This window comes from Sphingobium agrisoli (assembly GCF_041877245.1).
GTDB lineage: Bacteria > Pseudomonadota > Alphaproteobacteria > Sphingomonadales > Sphingomonadaceae > Sphingobium.
This window is the reverse complement of sequence record NZ_JBHDJI010000004.1, coordinates 112348-133806: the sequence shown is the minus strand read 5'-3', so window position 1 is coordinate 133806 and position 21459 is coordinate 112348. Positions and strand designations below refer to the sequence as shown.

General features: G+C 66.5%; 20 protein-coding genes and 1 tRNA gene. 9 read left to right on the top strand and 12 right to left on the bottom strand.

The annotated features are described in order from the left end of the window. Nucleotides 1–52: 52 nt before the first annotated feature. Nucleotides 53–985: an NAD(P)H-dependent flavin oxidoreductase gene (locus tag ACETPF_RS08915; RefSeq protein WP_373934099.1), complete on the top strand. Its 933-nt coding sequence runs from the start codon at nt 53–55 to the stop codon at nt 983–985. On the opposite strand, the gene ACETPF_RS08910 is transcribed toward ACETPF_RS08915, so the two are convergent. Both ACETPF_RS08910 and ACETPF_RS08905 read right to left on the bottom strand, forming a co-directional pair. Next, on the bottom strand, nt 941–1858 hold the full coding sequence (locus ACETPF_RS08910) for an alpha/beta fold hydrolase (RefSeq protein ID WP_373934098.1): 918 nt from the start codon (nt 1856–1858) through the stop codon (nt 941–943). The two genes, ACETPF_RS08915 and ACETPF_RS08910, sit on opposite strands and share 45 nt — an antisense overlap. Nucleotides 1859–1972: 114 nt before the next feature. After that, a complete protein-coding gene (locus tag ACETPF_RS08905) occupies nt 1973–3940 on the bottom strand; it encodes a hybrid sensor histidine kinase/response regulator (protein WP_373934097.1) in 1968 nt (655 codons plus the stop codon). 152 nt (nt 3941–4092) lie between these two features. Between ACETPF_RS08905 and ACETPF_RS08900 the strand changes: the two genes are divergently transcribed. Continuing rightward, nucleotides 4093–4998: a sugar kinase gene (locus ACETPF_RS08900; RefSeq protein ID WP_373934096.1), complete on the top strand. Its 906-nt coding sequence runs from the start codon at nt 4093–4095 to the stop codon at nt 4996–4998. A 46-nt stretch (nt 4999–5044) separates the two neighbouring features. After that, nucleotides 5045–5118: transfer RNA gene (locus tag ACETPF_RS08895), tRNA-Gly, on the top strand. 10 nt (nt 5119–5128) lie between these two features. Here the strand turns inward: ACETPF_RS08895 and ACETPF_RS08890 are convergent. From ACETPF_RS08890 to cyoA, 7 genes are read right to left on the bottom strand one after another with little or no spacing between them, the layout of a single operon-like run. Then, complete coding sequence (locus tag ACETPF_RS08890) at nt 5129–5659, bottom strand: response regulator transcription factor (protein ID WP_373934095.1); 531 nt, start codon at nt 5657–5659, stop codon at nt 5129–5131. Further along, entirely contained in the window at nt 5649–6971 is a 1323-nt protein-coding gene (locus ACETPF_RS08885) for an ATP-binding protein (protein ID WP_373934094.1), read from the bottom strand. The genes ACETPF_RS08890 and ACETPF_RS08885 overlap by 11 nt, the downstream gene beginning before the upstream one ends. Further along, the gene (locus ACETPF_RS08880; RefSeq protein WP_373934093.1) at nt 6968–7678 is read right to left on the bottom strand and encodes an SURF1 family protein; all 711 of its coding nucleotides are present in this window, start codon (nt 7676–7678) and stop codon (nt 6968–6970) included. The genes ACETPF_RS08885 and ACETPF_RS08880 overlap by 4 nt, the downstream gene beginning before the upstream one ends. After that, nucleotides 7675–8115 carry a cytochrome o ubiquinol oxidase subunit IV gene (gene cyoD, locus ACETPF_RS08875; protein ID WP_373934092.1) on the bottom strand — a complete coding sequence of 147 codons (441 nt, stop codon included), beginning with the start codon at nt 8113–8115 and terminating at the stop codon, nt 7675–7677. Before cyoD ends, ACETPF_RS08880 begins: the two co-directional genes overlap by 4 nt. Continuing rightward, complete coding sequence (gene cyoC / locus ACETPF_RS08870) at nt 8112–8741, bottom strand: cytochrome o ubiquinol oxidase subunit III (protein ID WP_373934091.1); 630 nt, start codon at nt 8739–8741, stop codon at nt 8112–8114. Before cyoC ends, cyoD begins: the two co-directional genes overlap by 4 nt. Before the next feature lie 5 nt (nt 8742–8746). Then, nucleotides 8747–10723 (bottom strand): cytochrome o ubiquinol oxidase subunit I, encoded by a 1977-nt coding sequence (gene cyoB, locus ACETPF_RS08865; protein WP_373934293.1) that lies wholly within the window; start codon nt 10721–10723, stop codon nt 8747–8749. A gap of 24 nt (nt 10724–10747) precedes the next feature. After that, the gene (gene cyoA / locus ACETPF_RS08860) at nt 10748–11866 is read right to left on the bottom strand and encodes a ubiquinol oxidase subunit II (protein WP_373934090.1); all 1119 of its coding nucleotides are present in this window, start codon (nt 11864–11866) and stop codon (nt 10748–10750) included. Nucleotides 11867–12053: 187 nt separating this feature from the next. On the opposite strand from cyoA, the gene ACETPF_RS08855 reads away from it, so the two are divergent. Beyond that, nucleotides 12054–13385, top strand: coding sequence for an MFS transporter (locus ACETPF_RS08855; protein WP_373934089.1), 1332 nt, complete (start codon nt 12054–12056; stop codon nt 13383–13385). Here ACETPF_RS08855 and ACETPF_RS08850 read toward each other — a convergent pair. After that, nucleotides 13382–14230, bottom strand: coding sequence for a glycosyltransferase (locus tag ACETPF_RS08850; protein WP_373934088.1), 849 nt, complete (start codon nt 14228–14230; stop codon nt 13382–13384). The two genes, ACETPF_RS08855 and ACETPF_RS08850, sit on opposite strands and share 4 nt — an antisense overlap. Nucleotides 14231–14235: 5 nt before the next feature. Beyond that, complete coding sequence (locus ACETPF_RS08845; protein ID WP_373934291.1) at nt 14236–15507, bottom strand: ammonium transporter; 1272 nt, start codon at nt 15505–15507, stop codon at nt 14236–14238. Nucleotides 15508–16078: 571 nt separating this feature from the next. On the opposite strand from ACETPF_RS08845, the gene ACETPF_RS08840 reads away from it, so the two are divergent. Then, the gene (locus tag ACETPF_RS08840) at nt 16079–16480 is read left to right on the top strand and encodes a hypothetical protein (protein ID WP_373934087.1); all 402 of its coding nucleotides are present in this window, start codon (nt 16079–16081) and stop codon (nt 16478–16480) included. Between the two features lie 211 nt (nt 16481–16691). Further along, on the top strand, nt 16692–17075 hold the full coding sequence (gene gloA2, locus ACETPF_RS08835; RefSeq protein ID WP_373934086.1) for an SMU1112c/YaeR family gloxylase I-like metalloprotein: 384 nt from the start codon (nt 16692–16694) through the stop codon (nt 17073–17075). An 8-nt stretch (nt 17076–17083) separates the two neighbouring features. On the opposite strand, the gene ACETPF_RS08830 is transcribed toward gloA2, so the two are convergent. Beyond that, nucleotides 17084–18673: a M28 family metallopeptidase gene (locus ACETPF_RS08830; protein ID WP_373934085.1), complete on the bottom strand. Its 1590-nt coding sequence runs from the start codon at nt 18671–18673 to the stop codon at nt 17084–17086. Between the two features lie 124 nt (nt 18674–18797). Between ACETPF_RS08830 and ACETPF_RS08825 the strand changes: the two genes are divergently transcribed. The 3 genes from ACETPF_RS08825 to hemB all read left to right on the top strand — a co-directional run bounded on the left by ACETPF_RS08825 (nt 18798) and on the right by hemB (nt 21391). Then, on the top strand, nt 18798–19535 hold the full coding sequence (locus ACETPF_RS08825) for a head GIN domain-containing protein (RefSeq protein ID WP_373934084.1): 738 nt from the start codon (nt 18798–18800) through the stop codon (nt 19533–19535). Continuing rightward, on the top strand, nt 19487–20221 hold the full coding sequence (locus ACETPF_RS08820; protein ID WP_373934083.1) for a head GIN domain-containing protein: 735 nt from the start codon (nt 19487–19489) through the stop codon (nt 20219–20221). Before ACETPF_RS08825 ends, ACETPF_RS08820 begins: the two co-directional genes overlap by 49 nt. A 174-nt stretch (nt 20222–20395) precedes the next feature. Next, on the top strand, nt 20396–21391 hold the full coding sequence (gene hemB / locus ACETPF_RS08815; protein ID WP_373934082.1) for a porphobilinogen synthase: 996 nt from the start codon (nt 20396–20398) through the stop codon (nt 21389–21391). The last annotated feature ends 68 nt before the right edge of the window (nt 21392–21459 follow it).

Genomic DNA, 21459 nt, shown 5'->3' with positions numbered 1-21459 from the left:
GCGCTCTTGGCGGTGATAGCGCGGGCTGGAGATATGAGAGGAGATGCCGCCCATGAGCCTGCCGGCCGTGCTAAAGGACCGTTTGCGACTCCCGCTGATCGGGTCGCCCATGTTCATTATTTCGCAGCCCGCTTTGGTCCTGGCCCAGTGCCGGGCGGGCATCGTGGGTTCCTTCCCCTCGCTCAACGCGCGTCCTTCCGGCATGTTCGAGGCATGGTTGCAGCAGTTGCAGGCCGAACTGACGCCGCAGGACGCCCCCTTTGCCGTCAACCTGATCGTCCATCGCAGCAATGGCCGGCTGGAGGAGGATCTGGCGCTCTGCGTCCAATATCGCGTGCCGATCGTCATCACGTCCCTGGGCGCGCGGGAGGATGTGAATCAGGCAATCCACAGCTATGGCGGCATCGTCCTGCACGATGTCATTCATGATCGCTTCGCCCACAAGGCGATCGAGAAGGGGGCGGATGGCCTGATCGCCGTCGCCGCCGGGGCCGGCGGCCATGCCGGCACTTTGTCGCCCTTCGCGCTGGTGCAGGAAATCCGCCAATGGTTCGACGGTCCGCTCGCTTTGTCCGGTTCGATCGCCACCGGCCGGTCGATCGCGGCGGCGCGGATGATGGGCGCGGACCTTGCCTATATGGGTTCGCCCTTCATCGCCACGACGGAGGCCAATGCCGACGCCGCCTACAAGCAGATGATCGTCGACAGCCATGCCGAAGACATTGTCTATTCCGACGTCTTCACGGGGGTTCACGGCAATTATCTGCGCCCCAGCATCGTTGCTGCCGGCATGGACCCTGACCATCTGCCCGAAGCCGAGGACATGGATTTCGGCAGCATCGCCGGGGGCGACAAGAAGGCGTGGCGCGACATATGGGGCTGCGGTCAGGGCATCGGCGCGATCGACCGGGTACAGCCTGCCGCCGATTTCATCGCGGCGCTAGGATCGCAGTACCGAGCGGCGATCGACGGTTTCACCGCTTAGGAAACCGCGCAGTTCGCCGATGAAGCGATCAAACTGGTCATGGTGCAGCCAGTGGCCGGCATCGGCGAACTCGACCAGCCGGGCGTCGCGGAAATGGCGGATGCGTCCGTCCTTGACCGGGTTGGACGCCCAGCTGTCCGCGCCCAGGCACAGCAAGGTCGGGCAGGTGATGCGCTGCCAGAAATCGGGCAGTTCCGCGTCCAGTCCCGCCTGCGGCACCATGACGTTGAGATAGGGGTCGAATTTCCAGCTGTAGCTGCCATCCTCGTTGCGATTGACGCCATGGCTGGTCAGGTGAAACGCCTGTTCGACGGTGAGATGCTCGTTGCGTTCGCGCATCCGTCCGATCGCCGCCTCGATCGTGGGATAGCGGCGCGGCGTGCGCGCGGCGCTGATGCGGCGGCTGTCGATCCATTCGCGCCACACATCGGGCGCAGGTCGAGCGCCGCGCTCGCTCACCAGCGTGGGCGCGAGGCCCAGACCCTCTATCGCCACCAGACGGCGCAGCTTTTCCGGGTAAAGGCCGGCAAAGCGCAAGCTGATCGATCCGCCCAGCGAATGGCCCACGATCGTCAGCGGCGACCGGTCGAGCAAGTCCACCAACTGCGCCAGATCATAGACGTAGCTGCTCATCATGTAGGCCCCGTCGGTGGACCAGCTGCTGTCGCCATGGCCGCGCAGATCGGGTGCGATGACATGATAGTCCTTCGCCAGCGCGCGCGCCGTCCAGTCCCAGCTGCGCGCATGGTCGAACCCGCCATGCACCAGGATCAGCGTCGGTGCGGACGGATTGCCCCAGTCCAGATAGTGGAGCCGGGTCCGCAGCGACGTGTAGAAGTGCGATGTCGGTGATGGCGCGACGGGCGAATCCATGCGGTCCTGCGGATCGGAGGGGAGGGGCGTCCCTCCCCCATTGGCGAACTGCTTCGGGGTTGCAAGTCCGTTCCCAGCGAAATTTCCGTTCAATCCGGCATCATTTCGCCGGCATCATGCGCCATGCAAGGATTGATCCATGTCCAGCGCCGCCAGCCGTCGCGCCGCCGCCGCCCGGCCCGCGCCGGCGACCACCTGCGCCAATTCGGCCTGGCGGAAGGGCTTGTCGAGCCTGGGCCGGCGCGTCGCATGGGGCGGCAATTCGGCAAAGCCGGTAATGATGATGACCGGAAGGCCCGGCCGCAACGCCTCGATCGCGTCGGCGAGTTGCGCGCCGGTCATGCCCGGCATCGCATGGTCGGTGACCACCAGATCGACATCGCCCCGCTCCAGCATCCGCAGCGCGTCCTGCGCCGACGCCGCTTTGAACACAGTATGCCCCAGATGCTCCAGCATCCCGGCGGTGTTGGTCAGCACAAGATCGTCATCGTCCACCGCCAGTATCACCAGCGGCGCTGTCTCGTCGCCGATCTCCTCAAGCAGCGCCACGACGGGCGCGGCATTGTCCGTTTGCGCGACGGGCAGCCAGAGCGACACCGTCGTGCCCTGGCGCACTTCGCTCGCGATCGTCAGCGATCCGCCGCACTGCTGGGCGAAGCCATGGACCATGGAGAGGCCAAGGCCCGTGCCCTTGCCGACGCCCTTCGTCGTGAAGAAAGGTTCGCGGGCGCGCGACAGGATTGCGGCGTCCATACCCTCGCCCTCATCGATGACCGACAGGCGGATATAGGTTCCGTCCCGCAAGTCTGGCCGCGCCGCGTCGGTCACCTCGACTTCGGCGGCGTCGATGATGATCCGCCCGCCATCGGGCATCGCGTCGCGCGCGTTGACCGCCAGATTGAGCAGCGCCAGCTCCAACTGCGCCGGATCGGCATGGGCGGTCCGCATCACGGTGGGAAACTGGGTTTCGATCGATACCGCAGCGCCCAGTGTCGTGCGAAGCAGTTCGGCCATGCCGCGCACCAGCGCCACGCAGTCGACCCCCTGCAATTTCAGCTCCTGCTTGCGCGCGAAGGCCAGCATCCGCTGGGTCAGAGTCGCGCCGCGCTCGGCCGCTGTCATCGCATTGTCGAGATAGCGGCCGATGTCGCCGCCGGTCGCCAGCCGCTGCCGCGCCAGGTCCAAGCTGCCCATGACGACCGCCAGCAGATTGTTGAAATCATGCGCGACCCCCCCGGTCAGCTTGCCGATCGCGTCCATCTTCTGCGTCTGGACGATGGCGTCGCGGGCTTCGTCCAGCGCCTGCTGCGCCGCGCGCCTTTCGGTCAGATCCCGGGTGATTTTCGCAAAGCCCAGCAATTTTCCGCGGGGATCGCGGATAGGATCGATGACGACATTCGCCCAGAAACGCGTGCCATCCTTGCGGATGCGCCACCCCTCCGCCTCGAACCGGCCTTCGGTCTCCGCCGTGTGCAGTGCGCGCGAAGGGAGACCCGCCATGCGATCCTCGTCGCTGTAGAAGCGCGCGAAATTCTCGCCCAATATCTCTTCGGCCTTATATCCCTTGAAGCGTTCCGCCCCCAGGTTCCAGCTGGTGATGGTGCCGACCGGATCGAGCATGTAGATCGCGTAATCCGTAACGCTCTGCACCAGCAGCCGGAACCGGTCCTCGCTCTCCCGCAGCGCCTCCTGCGCGATGCGCCGTTCGGTGAGGTCGCGCGTCACCTTGGCGAAGCCGAGCAGATGGCCCGCCGGATCGCGGATCGGATCGATCACCACGCTGGCCCAGAAACGCGCGCCGTCCTTCCGCACCCGCCAGCCTTCAGCCTCGAACCGGCCGTCATGCTCTGCGGTGTGGAGCGCGAGCGCGGGGATGCCCGCCGCCTGATCCTCCGGCGTGTAGAAGCGCGAGAAATGAAGACCGATGATCTCCTCCGCCTCGTAGCCCTTGAAGCGCCGTGCCCCGGCATTCCAGCTGATCACCATGCCGGTCGGATCGAGCATGTAGATGGCGTAGTCGGTCACGCTCTGCACCAGCAGTTCAAAGCGGTTGCCGGCCTGTTCGAGAGAGGATGTAATCATGCGGCCCCCGGGATCAACGCCTTGCGGGCGCTCTTTTGCCGCAGGCGAAACGCCGGGACCATTTGGAAGTTCCCTCTCTTGGCTGCCGGGGGCGGCCTTGACTTGGCCGTCTGTTCTGGTCACGGGGATTATGTAAGACAAATGGAGCGCCCGTGTCAAAAGCCACGATAACCGTGATCGGCGAAGCGATGCTGGAACTGAGCCGGGGCGGGGGCGACGGGTGGAACCTGCGCTACGGCGGCGACGTCATCAACACCGCCGTCCATCTCGCGCGCTCGGGCGAGCATGTGCGCCTCGCGAGCGCGCTCGGCGCCGATCCGATGAGCGCGCAACTGATCGACCAGTGGCAGGCCGAAGGGGTAGATACGTCGCTCGTCCTTATCGCACCCGACCGGCTGCCGGGACTCTATGCCATAGAGACCGACGCGGCGGGCGAACGCAGCTTCCATTATTGGCGGAGCGAAGCGGCGGCGCGGCGCATGTTCGACCTGCCCGGCAGCGCGGCGATGGTCGAACAGGGGGCGCAGTCCGCCCTGCTCTATTTCTCGCTCATCACCCTCGCCATCCTGCCCGATGCGGGGCGGGAGGTGCTGCTCGATTTGTGCACGCGCGTCCGGGCGCGGGGCGGGCGGGTCGCCTTCGACGGCAATTACCGTCCGCGCCTCTGGAGCGACGCCGCCACCGCGCGCTACTGGCGCGACCGGGCGATCGCGCTGTGTGACATCGGCCTGCCGACGCTGGCGGACGAGGTGGAGATGGGCGAGGCGGATGACGCCGCCGACGCCGCCCGCCGCTGGGGCGCGGGGGAGGGCCGTGAGATCATCGTCAAGCTTGGCGGCGACGGCTGCCGCGTCAACGAGGCGCTGATCCCCGTCCCGCAGACGCTGGCGGTGGTCGATTCGAGTGGCGCGGGCGACGCATTCAACGCCGGCTACCTCCACGCCCGCCTGTCCGGCGCATCGCCGCAGGAAGCGGCGCTGGCCGGGCACCGGCTGGCGGGATGGAATATCGGCCGGCGCGGCGCGATCCCGCCCAGGGACGCCGACGCACCCTATTGAGGAGCGTTGACAGCGCCCCCCGCGATGCGCCATGGACGGTGCCCACGCGGGTGTAGCTCAATGGTAGAGCAGAAGCTTCCCAAGCTTACGACGAGGGTTCGATTCCCTTCACCCGCTCCATCCCCTATCGCTACCCCACCTGCCGCTTCGCGAGTTTGCGCGCCAGCGTGCGGCGGTGCATTCCGAGGCGCCGGGCGGCTTCGGAGATGTTGAAATCGCATTCCTTCAGCACTTCGTGGATATGCTCCCATTCCAGTGTCTTGATCGAGGTGGGACGGGGGCCGAGCGGGGCTTGCGGATTGCCCGCGCCGCGCGCGAAGGCGGCTTCGATATCGTCGGTGTTGGACGGCTTGGCGAGATAATGGGTCGCGCCGAGCTTGATCGCCTCGACCGCTGTGGCGATGCTGGCGAAGCCGGTCAGCACCACGATCAGCATCGCGGGATCATGCGCGTGGAGCGCCTGCACGCAGGCGAGGCCCGATTGCGGACCGAGCTTCAGATCGACCACGGCATAGCCCGGCCGCTGCGTTTCCAGCAGCGCAGTGACGCTTTCCAAGCTGTCGGCCAGCATCACCTGATAGCCGCGCCGCTCGAAGGAGCGCTTGAGCGTGCGGGCGAACGCCTCGTCATCCTCGACGATCAGCAACTGCCTAGCCGTCATCTTCATCCTCCATGCCCAGTGTCGCCAGCGGCAGGCGCAGCTGGATCATCGCGCCGCCTTCGGCGCCGTTGCTGGCGTCCACCCGCCCGCCGAGCTTGCGCGCGACGTTGACGACCAAAAACAGGCCAAGCCCGCCGCCCTGCCGTCCCTTGGTCGATCGGTAGGGCTTGCCGACGTCGGCCAGCATGTCGGGGTCGAACCCCTTGCCATTGTCGCGCACCGCGATGTTGAGCCATTGGCTGTCGCGGCTGACCAGCAGGTTGATGTAGGTCGCGCCCGCCTCCCGCGCATTGTCGAGCAGGTTGGTGACGGCCTGCCGGATCACTGGATCGGCGACGATGCGCGGATAATCGTGGGGGCCGAAATCGCTGCGCAGCGCCACGCCCGGATGGGCGGCGCGCCAGTCCTGCGCGATGGCCTCCAGGAAGGCGCGCACGCTCGTCACCTCGGGCGCTTCGCCGCGCGCCTCGCCGGCGGAGAGGAGGATGCCGGTCAGGATCGATTTGCAGCGCCGCACCGCCGCCTCCATCTCCTCCACCTCCTCGACCAGATCGGGGTGGCGGGTGATCTGCGGCATGTGCCGCCAGTCGTTCAGCACCACGGCAAGCTGGGCGAGCGGGGTGCCAAGCTCATGCGCCGCGCCGGAAGCCAGCAGGCCCATGCGGACGATATGCTCTTCCTCGGCGGCATGTTGCCGCATCCGCGCGAGATAGGCTTCGCGGTCCTGGAGGTTGCGGCTGATCGGCGTCATGAAGAGCACGATCAGCACCGCGACCATCGTCAGGCACACCCATGCACCGATGATGTGCAAATCGAATAGCCGGTCCTGAAACCGCTCCGACAGGTCGAGCGGGCGGTAGGCGACGGTCAGCGTCGCCGCGCAGAAGGCGGTGATGGCGACGATCCCCCAGACGCTCCAGCGGTGCAGCAGCACGGCGCCCAGCGTCACCTGCACCAGGAAGAGCGAGATGAAGGGATTGGTCGCCCCACCGCTCAGGTAAAGCTGGGTGGTGAGCGCCAGCACGTCGAACAGCAGCGCCAGGAACAGTTCGGCATGGCTGATGTCGTCGCGCCGTCGCAGCACCATCATGCTGCCGACATTCATCAGCGCCGCGATGCATGGCACCACCAGCATGGACCCGAGCGGCAGGCGGATAGTCATGCCGAAATGGACGATCAGGATCGTGACGAGCTGGCCGGCGATGGCGATCCAGCGCAGCTGCACCAGCAGCGCCATGTTGCGCCTACCGGCGGCGTCGGCGGGCCACTGGCCGGGCAGCCAGCTTCGGTTCTTGCCCGATGGCGCGGTCATGGGCGGCGGTCTTTCCCGGTCTGGCGCATGACGATGATGTAGCCCGCGATGGTCATTGCCGCCAGCGCGAACCAGGTGATCGCATAGTGCAGATGGTTGTCGGGGAAGCGGACGACGGTAAGGCCGCCGATCGGATAGCCGGGCGAGGCACTGGCCTGGGCGTCGATGAAATAGTGTGCGGCGGCGATGCTCCTGCTGCCCGCGATCGCCGCGATGTCGCGCGAATACCAGCGGTCGGCGCGCGGATCATTGGCGCGCAGGAAGCCGCCGCCCGGCTCGGTCAGCCGCAACAGACCGATAATGCGGACCTGCCCCTGGGGCCTGTCGTAGGCGGTGCGGCGGTCGGGCACGAAGCCGCGATTGATGAAGAGGATCGTGCCATCCGCCCGGCGCAGCGGGGTCAGCACCCAATAGCCCGGCCCGCGCACCGTCGACGCCTGTACCAGGGCGGCCTTGTCGTGGAGAAAGCTGCCGGTAGCGGCGATGCGGCGATATTCGTCCATCTTGGTTGCGCTGGCCGGCGCGGGGACAGGCGCGGCGTGGATGCGCGCATCGACGCGAGCGATAAGGTCGCGCTTCCAGGCGAGGCGCTGAACCTGCCAGACGCCGAGCGCGCAGAATCCGACAAAAAGGACAAGGGCGATCGACGTCAGGCCGATCAGGAAGGCCGGAGCGCGCCGGCGCGCCCCGGACCTTGCCGCTGTCACGGCATCTCGCTCATGTTGCTCATGGTCCGCATTTCCTGCGTCGGGCCCATGTCCATGTTCATGTCGCCCATATCCTGCTGCGCGTGCGGCATCATGTTGGCGTTGAGGTGATACATGACCCACATGGAGCCCGACAGGGTGATGACCACCAGCACCAGCGTCAGCATCATCGCCATGAAGGACCAGCCGCCCTCCACCCGCGTGTTCATGTGCAGGAAGTAGATCATGTGGACCACGACCTGCACCGCGGCGAAGGCCATGATGACAAAGCCGGTGAGGCGCGGATTGCCCAGCACGCCCGACATCACCAACCAGAAGGGGATGGCCGTCAGGATCACCGACAGGCCGAACCCGATCATGTAGCTGCCCATGGTGCCATGCGCGCCCTCCTCATGATGTTCGTCATGATGACCATGGCTGTGGACTGCGTCACTCACCGCAGGACTCCCATCAGATAGACAAAGGTGAAGACGCCGATCCAGATGACGTCGAGGAAGTGCCAGAACATGGAAAGGCACATGAGGCGGCGCTTGTTGGCCGAAATGAGCCCCTTGCGCGCGACCTGCACCATCAGCGTGACGAGCCAGATCGACCCGAAGGTGACGTGCAGCCCGTGCGTGCCGACCAGGGTGAAGAAAGCCGAGAGGAACGCGCTGCGCTGCGGCCCTGCGCCCTCGTGGATGAGGTGCGCGAACTCGTAAAGTTCGATCGAGAGAAACGCGCCGCCAAACAGGAGCGTGACGAACAGCCATCCCTGCGTCGCGCTGACGCGGTTCTTTTCCATCGCCAGCATGGCAAAGCCATAGGTGATGGACGAGAAGAGCAGCATCGCGGTGTTGACCGCGACCAGCGGCAGGTCGAACAGATCCTTCGGCCCCGGCCCGCCGGCATAGTTGCCGCCCAGCACAGCATAGGTGGCGAACAGGATGGCGAAGATGAGGCAGTCGCTCATCAGATACATCCAGAAGCCCAGCATGGTGCTGTGCCCTTCATGGAGGTGCGGTTCCTCCGCCAGATGGTAGGTCCGGGTCTCGCCGGGCAGGGGTGCGGTCGTGCTGCTCATGGTCGTCAGGCTCCCGCCGCCAGGGCGCGGGTGCGCGCCTCTTCGGTGCGCGTCACATCCTCTTGTCGGATGTAGAAGTCGCGCTTGTAGTTGAAGGTGTGGCCGATCGCGACCGCGACCAAGCCGGCAAAGCCGAGCGCTGCGAGCCACCAGATATACCAGATGAGGCTGAAGCCGCAGAGCGTCGCGAGGCCCGCCAGGATCACGCCCGTCCCCGTGCTGCTGGGCATATGGATCGGCGCGTAGCCGGTCAGCGGCCGCTGATAGCCGTTCTTCTTCATGTCTGCCCAGCTGTCGGCGTCGTAGACGACCGGCGTGAAGGCGAAATTATATTCCGGCGGCGGCGAACTGGTCGCCCATTCGAGCGTGCGCCCGTCCCATGGGTCGCCAGTCACGTCGCGCAGCTCGTTGCGCTTCCAGATCGAGACGGCGAACTGCACCAGCATCGCGCCGATGCCGCAGGCGATGATCGCCGCGCCGATCGCGGCGATGACGAACCAGATTTGCAAGCTGGGATCGTCGAACACGCGCATCCGGCGGGTGACGCCCATCAGTCCCAGCACATAGAGCGGACCGAAGGCGAGCCAGAAGCCGATGTTCCAGCACCAGAAGCTGACATGCCCCCAGAACTGGTTCAGCCTGAACCCGAACGCCTTGGGCCACCAATAGTTGATCGCCGCGAACAGGCCGAACAGCACGCCGCCGATGATCACATTGTGGAAATGCGCGATCAGGAACAGCGAATTGTGCAGCACGAAGTCGGCCGGCGGCACCGCCAGCAGCACGCCGGTCATGCCGCCCACGGTAAAGGTCAGCATGAAGGCGACCGCCCACATCATCGGCAATTCGTAGCGGATGCGGCCGCGATACATGGTGAACAGCCAGTTGAAGAGCTTCGCGCCCGTCGGGATCGAGATGATCATCGTCGTGATGCCAAAGAAGCTGTTGACGCTGGCGCCCGACCCCATGGTGAAGAAATGGTGCAGCCAGACGAGGTAGGACAGCACCATGATCGTGCAGGTCGCATAGACCATCGAGGTGTAGCCGAAGAGCCGCTTGCTGGAGAAGGTCGACACGACTTCGGAGAAGACGCCGAACAGCGGCAGGATGAGGATGTACACCTCCGGGTGGCCCCAGATCCAGATGAGGTTCACATACATCATCGGGTTGCCGCCGAAGTCGTTCGTGAAGAAGTTGGTGCCGGCGTAGCGATCGAGCGACAGCAGCACGAGCGTGGCGGTCAGGATCGGGAAGGAGGCGACGATCAGCACGTTTGCGCAAAGCGAGGTCCAGGTGAAGACCGGCATCTTCATGAGGCTCATGCCGGGCGCGCGCATCTTCACGATGGTCGCGATCAGGTTGATGCCCGACAATGTGGTGCCGACGCCCGCGACCTGAAGCGCCCAGATATAATAATCGACGCCGGTCGCCGGGCTGTAGTCGATGCCCGACAGCGGCGGGTAGGCGAGCCAGCCCGTCTGCGCGAATTCGCCCAGGAACAGCGAGCACATCACCAGGATCGCGCCGCCGGTCGTCATCCAGAAGCTGAAATTGTTGAGGAAGGGGAAGCTGACGTCGCGCGCGCCGATCTGGAGCGGGACGATATAGTTCATGAGGCCGGTGATGAACGGCATCGCCACGAAGAAGATCATGATGACGCCATGGGCGGTGAACACCTGGTCGTAATGGTGCGCGTTCAGATAGCCTTCGGAGCCGTTGAAGGCCCAGGCCTGCTGAATCCGCATCATGATCGCGTCGGCGAAACCGCGCAGGAACATGACGAGGCCCAGCACCATGTACATGATGCCGATCTTCTTGTGGTCGACGCTGGTGAACCACTCTTTCCAGAGATAGCCCCAGAGCCGGAAATAGGTGAGCGCGCCGACCAGTGCCGCGCCGCCCAGCAATACCGCGACGAAGGTCGCGACGACGATGGGCTCGTGCCAGGGGAAAGCGTCCCAGGTCAGACGTCCGAAGATCATCTGTGCTGTCGTCATGATGCGGCCTTACTGGTGCTGCGCGTGCGCGTTCGCGCCGCTGTGGTTGCTATGGTCCGCCGAGGGCGCGTGGGCCGATCCGGCCGCATCGGGCGCGGTTTCCTGACCCCGGTTGCGGTCGGTCTGCTCGATCACGTGACTGTTCGGAAAGTCATATTGCAGCCCGCGCGTGTCGCGCGCCGACTCCTTGCCCGCGCCGCCCATCATGTCGACATGCATCAATTCGCCCATGCAGCGCTGGCCGGGCTTGGGGCAGAGGTTGACGACGGCGTCGAACAGCCGGGCGTCGCCGGTGCGGAAATAGGCGACCGGCGCCTTCTCGGTCGGTCGCGCGAGTTCGAGATAGACGGGGCGATCGAGCGCCACCGGACTGGTCCTGACCTTTGCCGCCCAGGCATCGAAGCCCGCACGGTCCATCGCGCGATAGGCGAAGCGCATGTGGCTGAAGCCAGCGCCTGAATAGTTGGCCGACAGCCCCTTGCTGGTCACCGGGCGGTTGGCGACGGCGTGAAGCTGCGTCTTCATCCCCGGCATCGCGTAGATCATGCCGGCGAGTTCGGGCACGTAGAAGCTGTTCATCACGGTCGAGGCGGTGATGTCGAACCGCACCGGCACGTTGACCGGAAGCGCCAGCTCGTTGACCGTGGCGATCCCCAACTCGGGGTAGATGAACAGCCATTTCCAATCGAGCGCGACCACCTGAACCGTCAACGGCTTCACCCTGGGGTCGACCCGCATGTTCGAATCGATGCGGTCGAGCGGGCGGTAGGGGTCGAGCTTGTGGGTGCTCAGCCACGTCAGCGCGCCCAGAGCGATGATGATCAGCAGCGGCGCGGACCAGATCAGCAGTTCAAGCTTGGTGCTGTGATCCCAGTCGGGATCATAGTCCTTCTCGCTCGCCGCGTTGGTCGCGCGGTAGCGCAGCGCGAACCAGACGACGAGGCCCATGACCGGCAGCACGATCAGCAGCATCAGCCCGGTCGAAATCAGGATGAGGTCGCGCTGTTGCACCGCAATATCGCCCGACGGGTTCATCACGACCATGTTGCAGCCCGCCAGCGGCGCAGCGAGTATCGGGACGGACCGGCGTGAAAGCCACGGTGGCAGGGAGGGGGAGGGGAGGGACATGGCGATCGCCTACCGGTTGCCGGGCAAGCCGCACAGTGGGCATTTTGTCCCATTCTGTGCGCCTGCAAAAAATGTAGATAGCGCCGGATACCGCTTAGACTCTGGCGGTTTTCTGATATGTTGCCACGCCCAGGCCGCTGACAGACGGATATTCCGCGCCGGTGGTCCAGCCAAGGAGCGGATGTGTATGAATAGTGGGGCCATCGCCTTCACCTCCAAGCCGTTGGAAGACGACGCGCGCAAGATCAACGCGCGCGACGAGCGGATCGCGCCGGGGGATATTTCGATCGGCGTCATCATCGGCCGCACCTCCGAGTTCTTCGACTTCTTCGTCTATGCAATCGCGTCGGTGATCGTCTTCCCGAACCTGGTCTTTCCCTATGTCGACGCGCTGACTGGTACGCTTTATTCCTTCGCGATCTTCGCCGTCGCCTTCATCGCCCGGCCGGTGGGATCGCTGGTCTTCATGGCGATCGACCGCCGCTACGGGCGGGGAACGAAGCTGACCGGGGCGCTGTTCCTGCTCGGCAGTTCGACCGTCGCCATCGCCTTTCTACCCGGTTACGAGACGATAGGCCATTATGCCGCGTTAGTCCTCATCATCCTGCGCGCGGCGCAGGGAATTGCGCTCGGCGGCACATGGGACGGGCTCGCCTCGCTGCTATCGCTCAATGCGCCGCAGCATCAGCGCGGCTGGTATGCGATGGTGCCGCAACTGGGCGCGCCGCTGGCGCTGCTGGTGGCGAGCGGGCTGTTCGCCTTCTTCCTGCTGAACCTGTCGGAAGCCGATTTCCTGAGCTGGGGCTGGCGCTATCCCTTCTTCGTCGCCTTCGCAATTAACGTCGTCGCCCTGTTCGCACGCCTGCGGATCGTCGTGACCAACGAGTTTGCGCGGCTGTTCGAGCAGCGCGACCTGGTGCCATCCCCGGTGCTGCCGACGGTCCGAAAGGAAGGGCGCAACATCATCATCGGCGCCTTCGCCCCGCTGGCGAGCTTCGCGCTGTTCCACATGGTCACGGTGTTCCCGCTGTCCTGGGTGGCGCTCTACACCGACCAGCCGATCGAGCGTTTCCTCATCATCGAGATGATCGGCGCGTCGGTGGGCCTGCTCGCTATCGTCGTGTCGGGCTTCGTCGCCGACCAGATCGGCCGCCGCTCGCTGCTCGGCTGGTCGGCGCTCGGCATCGCCATCTTCTCGGTGATGGCGCCGCTGCTGCTGACAGGCGGAGACCTGGGCGAAGTGGCGTTCATGATCCTCGGCTTCATGCTGCTTGGCCTGTCCTTCGGTCAGTCGTCGGGGGTGGTCGCGTCCAATTTCGCGACCGAGGCGCGCTATACTAGTTCGGCGCTGACCTCGGACTTGGCCTGGCTGGTCGGCGCTGGCTTCGCGCCGCTGGTGGCGCTGGCGCTGTCGGTCAGGTTCGGGCTCGCGGCGTCGGGCATCTACCTGCTGTCGGGCGCGGTGGCGACGATGGTGGCGCTCTACGTCAACAAGGAACTGGCCGGCCGCGACCGTTAAACGGCCGCTTTCCGTATCCGGCTGAGCGCCTTGCGGTCGAACCAGCCGGTGAGGCCGGGACGCGGGCGCCAGCGGGGGAGCCAGCCGGCATAGAGGCTCGACAGGCGCGCGGGCAGCCCGTCGGGGCCCTCGCGCGCCATGATGTCGGACACGATCCGGTTCTGATAGAAGCGCACCGAGTAGTTGATCAGCCGCTTATACTGCATTGCCCAGGTCGACGGGCGGGCGAGGCTCACCTGTTCGGCCAGGAAGCCGGCACGGTCGCACATCACCACCCGTTCGTGGACCCACTGGGCGTCGCGGCCAAGGCCGGTATGCGCCCAGGCGGCGACCAGGCCGTCGTCGCCGATGAGGTCGTCGGGCAGGCGCAGGCCGCGCGCCCGTATCTCGGCCACGAAGCGGCCCGACAGGACGTAAAGATCGCCGAACAGCCCGCCTTCGACCCGCAGCCCGTCGCGATAGGCCGCTGCCATCCGCCCGTTCATCGGCATCCCCGCCGCCGCGTTGGCGTCCGGGTGGGCGGCGAGGCAGGCGACAAGCGCGTCGAATGATCCCGCGACGATCTCCGCGTCGCCATCCATGAAGATCACCGCCTCTTCGTCGCCGGTCAGCAGGGTGTGGACGGCGTGGTTCCAGGTGCGCGACTTGCCGCCTTGGGGGATGTCATGGACGATGACATTGGCCCGGCCGCCCGCTGCTGCCTTCGCCCGCGCGACGGTCGCGTCGGTGGTGCCGTTCACCAGCACATGGAGCAGCGTATCGGGCCGGTCGAGCGGCAGCGAACCAAGGCAGAGGCCGATCCGCCGCTCCTCCTGATGGGCGAAGATGAGGACGGCGAGCGTCATGGCGCTCAGCGGAAGTCCCAGCCCTGCTGGCCGTGCTGGCGGGCGTCCAGCCCCTCGGCTTCGGCTTCGGGGCTGACCCGCATCGCGATGACCACCGACACGATCAACGCGGCGATGGCGCTGCCCACCAGCGCCCAGAGCGCCACGACGACGAGGCCGATGAGCTGGCTCATGAGCGCGCCGGTGAGGGTGATGTTGGCCTCGAACCCGACCCCGCCCATCAGCGGCAGCACGAAAATGGGGAGAAGCAGCGCGCCGGTCGCGCCGCCCAGGCCGTGGATGACGAAGACGCCCGCGCCATCGTCCACCCGGCCGGACAGCGCGCCCGCGCCGATGCGGGAGATAATCGCGGCGGTGAGGCCGATCAGCATCGCGCCGCCCGTGCCGACCAGGGCGGCCGAAGCGGAAATGGCGGCGATCCCCGCCAGCGCGCCCGATACTATGCCGGTCGCGCTGCTGCGTCCGCCCAGCAGCTTGTCGAGCAGCGCCCAGCCGAGCGCGCCGGCGCAGGCGGCGAAATGATGGTTGAGCAGCGCGGTTGCGGCATCATCGGTCGCGCCCAAGGCCCAGCCGCCGACCGCGCCCGACAGGCCGATCCACAGCAGAGCGCCGCCCGCCAGGCTCAGCACCGGGGCATGGCCTGCGTCGCCGCCCTCGCGCCGCCGCCCGACGATCAGCGCCAGCGCCAGCGCGGAAAAGCCCGCCAGCGCGTGGATGCTCAAGGCTCCCGCGAAATCCATGACGCCCAGTTCCGCCAGCCAGCCGCCGCCCCACACCGCATGGGCGAGCGGGGCATAGACGAGCAGCAGCCAGAGCGGCGTAAAGGCGATCCACCAGCCGATCGGTGTCCGCTCCGCCACCGCGCCCACCGGCAGGCAGGCGGCGATCAGCGCCAGGCCGAGCTGGAACAGGACGAAGGCCGATTCGGGCACGGTCAGCCCGTCGCGGAGCTGCCCCAGATTGGCGAGCAGCAGGTTCGCGCCGCCGCCGATCCAGCTTCCCCCCGGCGCATAGGCGAGGCTGTAGCCGGCGAGCGCCCAGACGATCGAGGCGACCGCCGCCACCGCCGCGCCCTGCGCCATGACCGAGAGGGCGCTGCGGACATTGACCTGACCCGCATGGCGCAGCATCAGCCCCGGCAGCGCAGCGACCAGCAGCAGCAGCGCGCACAGGATCATCCAGCCGGTATCCCCGCTGTCCGCCGCCGCGACCTGCGCGAAGGCAGGCTCCGGCGCGGCGATCGTCAGGAATATGAGCAGGGCGTGGGGCAGGCGCATGGCTGGTCCGATCATCATTATCGGGTTCGGCTCTAGCGGAGGGGCGGTAAAGTTTTCGATAAGCATGGGCGCATCGGGTCATCCTACGAAGTTCACACCGTCGCGGGGTTTTTCGGGGCGAAGCGCTCGCGACGCGCTCGCGACGCGCCGCCGACGCGCCGGTCGCGCTGCGGGAAGGTCATCCTCGGGTAAGGCCGGCGCGATTGTCGGGTGGCGCCATTGGTCGGGCGAGGGAGGGGGCGGGGGCATCCGATAGGGTGAACCAGAAAAAGGCGAAGTAGGACAGGGTTTGATCGCTGCGGGGCCCGCAGCGAAGAATTTGTTCGCGCGGAGGCGCAGAGGCGCGGAGGGGTTACGCCATCTCTCCGCGCCTCTGCGCCTCCGCGTGAACCGCTCTTTAGTTGCGTAAGCGGAAACGGCGCTTCAGGCGCGCAGCCTTCTCCGCACATCTCATTTCTACCGAGGTCAGGCTCCAGTGGCTTGCCGAACAATCACTCCCCATCCCCTTGCAAAGGAGGGTGCCTGAAGGCGATCATTTGCGGACATTGGAGAGTTGTGTGACGATCGCCAAATGCGGTCCTACAATCTCTCGCTGTTTTGCCTCGTCGCGTTGGCGTCATGCGCTTCTAAGCCGGTCGAACTATCTGCCAACCGGTGCTGGGCGGTATCTGTTGGCGACAAGGTTGAAGGCACCGCAGTTCTTTTAGCGCACGCAGCTAAAGACGGCTGTATCGAATGCGGAGCATCGGTTTCCGGCCGGGACTGCCCCGGTGTCGGCTTCGCCACGGGCAATGACAATGTTGATCAGGCTTATGACCGCATTGTGCGATCAGCGCGTCAGGATGGGTTCGGCAACGTTCAGGTCGTCGTGCAACTGTCAGGCGAAGTTATTCCAGACGGCGCTACAGGAAGGCCGATGGTACGCGCGAACCGTTTGAGCCTTATAGAAGCAGACCCGCCTAATAGCCGCTAGTCACACTCACTCACCGCAAAGCCGACCGTCCGCCATCCACCCTCTTTCGGTCATTCCCGCGAAGGCGGGAACCCATCTCCTGACGTCACCCCAAGTGCAGCGATGGGGAGATGGGGCCCCGCCTTCGCGGGGATGACGATAGAGATCGAGTGTCCAGTTCCCACCCGCTATCCCCATTCCCTCCGCCGCGCTAGCGGCCTACACGCGCATCATGCGCGCCATTCATCATATCGCCCTTATCTGCTCCGACTATGAGCGGTCCCGCGCTTTCTATCGCGACATCCTCGGCCTGCCGGTGATCCGGGAGGTGTGGCGGGCGGAGCGGCGGTCGTGGAAGTGCGATCTCGATGCGGGCAACGCCCAGATCGAGCTGTTCTCCTTCCCCGCGCCGCCGCCGCGTCCCAGTCGCCCGGAGGCGCAGGGGCTGCGCCATCTCGCCTTTACCGTGGACGATCTCGACGCCGAGGTCGCGCGGCTGGAGGCGGCGGGGGTGCCGTGCGAGCCGATCCGCGTGGACGAATATACGGGCCAGCGCTTCACCTTCTTCGCCGACCCCGACGACCTGCCGCTGGAACTGTATGAGGCGGCGCGGTAAGGCAGCCGCTACTGTACGAAGCGCTTGAAGAAGCTGTCTTCGTTCCAGGTCGGGCGGGCAGGGGCATTGGCGACGCGCAGGGTGACGGCGGTGACATAGGCGTTGAGCTTGGCGCTCTCCGCCGGCATCACCGGTTGCTTCAGGTCGTCGAAGGGCGAGTGGTAGAGGTTGGCGCGCCAGGCTTTTTCCGTGTCGGCTTCGGGCGTGCCGGCCTTGAACCCATATTTGAAGAAGAGCGCGGGGATGCCTTCGCGGATGAAGGCATATTGGTCGGAGCGGATGAAGACGTTCCGATCGGGGAAGGGATCGGGGACGATCGGCAGGTTCATGGCCTGGCTGACCGCCGCCGCGTCCTGCCCCAGGCTGCTCTGGTCGTAACCCACGGGCGTCACGCTGGTCAGCGGGAAGATGGGGAGGGCCATGTCGAAATTGAGGTCGGCGACGATGCTCTTGCCCGGCACGGTCGGGCGACGGGCGAAATAGCGGGAGCCGAGCAACCCCTTCTCCTCCGCTGTCACGATGGCGAAGAGGATCGAGCGCTTGGGCTTGACCTTGCTGGCCTTGAGCGCGCGGGCGATTTCCAGCAGGCTGGCGACGCCCGACGCATTGTCGAACGCGCCGTTGTAGATGGCATCGCCCTTGATCGGCGTGCCGATGCCGTAGCCGTCGAGATGGGCCGAGAGCACGACATATTCGGATTTTAGCTTGGGATCGGTGCCGGGCATGACCGCGATCAGGTTGGGCGAGGAGAGGTCGCGGCGGGTCGCGGCGATGCTGGCCTTCAGCCGCTGGGCGAGGGGGAAGCTGGCGACCGGGGCGGAGGCGTCTGCGGCGGCGGCGATGGCGGCGAAATCCTTGCCTGATCCCTCGAACAGCAAGGCGGACTTGGCGGGATCGAGCTGCGCGCCAAGGAAGGGCGCCTGGGTCTCGCGCAGCGCGGCGTTGGCATAATAGAGCGCCGGCGCGCTGGCGAGGGCGACGCGCCGGTCCCAGGGTATTTCGACCTGCCCCGGCGTCACCAGGCTGACGAGGCCGACCGCGCCCTGTTCCGCCAGCCATTTCGCCCGCTCCGACCGGGCATGGGATTTGAGCGCGCCCGAGATGCTCGCCGGGCCGCCCGAGACGACCACGACGATCTTGCCCTTGAGGTCGAGGCCGGCGAAATCGTCATGGCCGACTTCGGGGAGGTGGAGGCCGTAGCCGGCGAACACCAGCGGCGCGTCGATCGTTTCGGGCACCGGGCCGCCGCTGCCGGAAAAGATGAGGTCGCCCGGCACGCTGAGCGGCGTTTCCCCCTGCGGGCCAATGAGCGCGGCGCTGCTGCTGCCCGATTGCACCACCTGCTCGACGAAGGCGACAGGCTGCTTGTAGCCGTCAATCCCGGCGGGCTTGAGGCCGAGCGCCTGCAATTGCGCGATCACATAGTCGGCCGCGCGGTCATAGCCCGGCGTGCCGGTGCCGCGCCCCTCCATCGCATCGCCCGCCAGCGCCTCCACATGGCGCCACCAGCGCGGGCCGTCATCCTCGCTTTGGACAGCGAGTGAGACACTTGATACGCATAGCAGCAGCGCGGGGGGGATCAGCGATAGAGGGCGCATGGGCGGGACGAGTCCTTCCGGTTCAGGGGCGTGATCATGCCTCTTGGGGAAGAACGCACAAGGGGGCTTGGAACCGCCACCCAGATAGCGTATTAGTCGAGCAACACAGTTGTAGGAGATTGCGATGCGCCGAGCTCTTCTTCCCGCCACCCTGATCGCCGCGCTGGCGCTGGTTCCGGCCGCCTGTTCGCGCGAGACGCGCGATGGCGGCGCGGCCGACGAGACGCCGGCCAACCCTGCCGACTGGGCGGGCCTCAACGGCTTTACCGCGATCGAGGTGACCGGGCCGGACAACGTGATCGTGACGCGCGGCGACTTCGCGGTGAAGGTGGAGGGCGACCGCAAGGCGATCGACCGGCTGGAGATCAGGCGGGATGGCGACACGCTGGAGATCGGGCGCAAGAAGCGCATGGGCATGAGCTGGAGCGAGGACAAGGGCGCGACCATCCGCGTGTCCCTGCCCGCGATCCGATCGGTCGAGGCGACCGGATCGGGCGACGTCAGCGTCGACCGCGCCGATGGCGGACCGTTCGAGGCGGAACTGAACGGCTCCGGCAATCTGAGCGTGGCGCAGGCGAGCGTCGGCGCGCTGAAGGCCGAACTGACCGGATCGGGCGACATGCAGATCGCCGGCACCGCGCAGTCGATCGACCTGTCGCTGACCGGATCGGGCGATTTCGACGGGGCCGGGCTGAAGGCCGGCGGCGGCGAGGTGTCGCTGCTGGGATCGGGCGATGCCGGCTTTGCGTCGGACGGCGCGGTTGATATCAGCATATTGGGATCGGGTAACGTGACGGTGAAGGGCAGGGCGCAGTGCAAGAGCAGCATCATGGGTTCGGGCGAGGCGCGCTGCGCGCCGTAACGGCGGGATTGATCGGGGCAGGGCTGCTGGCGGGCGGCCCCGCGAGCGCGGCGACGCGCGGCTTTACCATCACCAGCTTCGATGCGATCCGGGTCGACGCGCCGGTCAGCGTGGTGCTGACCACCGGCACGGCCACGTCCGCGCGCGCGGACGGAGACCAGACCGCGCTCGACCGATTGAAGGTCGACGTGTCGGGCCGGCTGCTCATCGTCAGCATGGAGCGCGGCCCGGCGGGCACGAAGAGCGCGGGCGCGGCGACGCTGCGCCTCTCCACCGCCATGATCGACCGGGTGGTGCTGACCGGCGGCGGATCGGTCGCGATCAATCGCCTCAAGGGCCAGCGCGGCGAGATCGCGCTGGGCGGCAATGGCGATGTGAGCGTGGCGGAGGTCGATCTCGACCGCATCGACGTGACGCTGACGGGCGGCGGGCGGGTGACGCTGGCGGGGCGCGCGAACATCGCCAACGCCCATGTCTCCGGCCCCGGCGCGCTCATGGCCGAGCCTCTGCGGGTGCGGCAGGCGACGCTGGGCAACAATGGCCCCGGCAGCATGGCGCTGAGCGCCGATGTCGCCGCGAAGATCGTCGCCAGCGGATCGGGCGACGTGACCGTGACCGGCAAGGCCGCCTGCACGGTGGACAATCGCGGGACGGGGCGCGTGACGTGCGGCGGGGAGGAATTTTAGGCGATATAATCCTCTGTCATCCCCGCGAAGGCGGGGATCCATCTCCCGACCTTGCGTCCGGGGATAGGGTAGGAGATGGATTCCCGCTTTCGCGGGAATGACGGGCGGGGGGGGGGCGACCCTCTCCCCGCTTCGGCTTGATCCCCTGGCCCCGCCCGCCTACACCTCCGCCCCATGACCTACGCCCCCTATCCGGCGCTTCGCCTGCGCCGCCCGCGCGCCACGGCCTGGAGCCGGGCGATGCATGCCGAAAACCGCCTCTCCCCCGCCGATTTCATCTGGCCTTTGTTCGTGACCGAGGGGGAGGGGGTGGAGGAGCCGATCGGCGCGCTGCCCGGCGTGTCGCGCTGGTCCGTCGACCTGATGGTCGCAAGGGCGAAGGACGCGCGCGACGCCGGCATTCCCTGCCTTGCCCTCTTTCCCAACACCCAGCCGGAGCGCCGCAGCGACGATGGCGCGGAGGCGCTCAATCCCGACAATCTCATGTGCCGGGCGATCCGCGCGATCAAGGATGCGGTGCCCGACATCGGTGTTCTGACCGACGTGGCGCTCGATCCCTACACGGCGCATGGGCAGGACGGGCTGCTCGATCCGACCGGCTATGTCGTCAACGACGCGACGATCGACGTGCTGATCGGCCAGTCATTGAACCAGGCGGCGGCGGGCGCGGACATCATCGCGCCCAGCGACATGATGGACGGCCGGATCGGCGCGATCCGCGAGGCGCTGGAGGAGGAGGGCCATGCCAATGTCCAGATCATGTCCTATGCCGCCAAATATGCGAGCGCCTTTTATGGCCCGTTCCGCGATGCCGTCGGATCGCGCGGGCTGCTGAAGGGCGACAAGAAGGGGTATCAGATGGACCCGGCCAATGGCGAGGAGGCGCTGCGCGAGGTGGCGCTCGACCTGGCCGAGGGCGCAGACAGCGTGATGGTGAAGCCGGGGCTGCCCTATCTGGATGTCATTGCGCGAGTGCGGGACCGCTTCGCTGTGCCGGTGTTCGCCTATCAGGTGTCGGGCGAGTATGCGATGATCGAACATGCGGCGGCGGCCGGATCGGGCGACCGGGACGCGCTGATCCTGGAAACGTTGATGGCGTTCAAGCGGGCGGGATGCACGGGCGTGCTCACCTATCATGCGCTGCACGCAGCGCGGCTGCTGAATGGGTAAGACTGGATGCAACCTCCGTCACCCCGGCCCTGAGCCGGGGCCCCGCTTCTTGAGGAAGCAAAAGGCAG